This is a genomic window from Moorena sp. SIO4A1, assembly GCF_010672065.1.
In the GTDB taxonomy this organism is placed as follows: Bacteria; Cyanobacteriota; Cyanobacteriia; order Cyanobacteriales; family Coleofasciculaceae; genus Moorena.
On sequence record NZ_JAAHHX010001003.1, the window covers coordinates 1 to 1100 of the forward strand.

Sequence of the window (1100 nt, forward strand, 5' to 3'; positions counted from 1 at the left end):
CTAACGAAGCACTTGGCAATACATTGTGTTGCCGTTGGGAGTAGAAATCGAGGAAAGTTTGCCGGATTTCGTTACCGCGCAAATAATTAGGGATATCGGGCATGGTTCTCTACAAGTCAGCTTTAGGGTATGGGCATATGGTAATTAAGACCCTATCGCTATATTTATTAATTTACCTATAATCTATTGTTACATAGAACCGAAGGTGAAAGCCCACCATTGATAGGAGAGCAAACCATTGTGATGGTTGTTCGCGTAGCGTGGCCCATAGGCCAAGGTTGGGAGGTTGTTCGCGTAGCGTGGCCCATAGGCCAAGGTTTGATGGTTGTTCGCGTAGCGTGGCCCATAGGCCAAGGTTGGGAGGTTGTTCGCGTAGCGTGGCCCATAGGCCAAGGTTCGGAGGTTGTTCGCGTAGCGTGGCCCATAGGCCAAGATTTGATGGTTGTTCGCGTAGCGTGGCCCATAGGCCAAGGTTGGTTGGTTGTTCGCGTAGCGTGGCCCATAGGCCAAGGTTTGATGGTTGTTCGCGTAGCGTGGCCCATAGGCCAAGGTTGGTTGGTTGTTCGCGTAGCGTGGCCCATAGGCCAAGGTTTGATGGTTGGAGGTTTGATGGTTGGAGATTAGAGGCTTAAAAACTGAAAGCCGGATGATGTATAACTGGCAATCTGTAACGTTAAACCTGTTACATCTAACCTGTAACCTTCAACCTGTAACCTTCAACCTTCAACCTGTAACCTTCAACCTGTAACCTTCAACCTTCAACCTGTAACCTTCAACCTGTAACCTATAACCTGTATGTAACCTTCAACCTTCAACCTTCAACCTCCAACCTTTCAACCTTCAACCTTCTTAATCTTATTATTGCAGTTTGTAAAGACTCCTGAACTTTAACAACAAGTATTCGTAATCTCCAGAAAGCCGTGTTAGCTTTAAAGAGTGGAAGTCATCCTTCAGAAAAAAACCTGAAGCCAAAAACCAAATGGGCATAGATAAGATGATTTCTACCGGTCTATGACCCAGCCACAGTAGGCACCAATCGAACATAGCATCAAGTGGCCAAAAACCAACAGAAGTTGGAGTAAGCCAAACCAAAGTCCGGA

1 protein-coding gene is annotated in these 1100 nt (G+C 46.5%); it reads right to left on the minus strand.

The window, feature by feature from the left end; translation table 11 throughout:
• Window positions 1–189 precede the first annotated feature (189 nt).
• Window positions 190–588: a hypothetical protein gene (locus tag F6K53_RS44800; RefSeq protein ID WP_293087515.1), complete on the minus strand. Its 399-nt coding sequence runs from the start codon at window positions 586–588 to the stop codon at window positions 190–192.
• Window positions 589–1100: the final 512 nt, after the last annotated feature.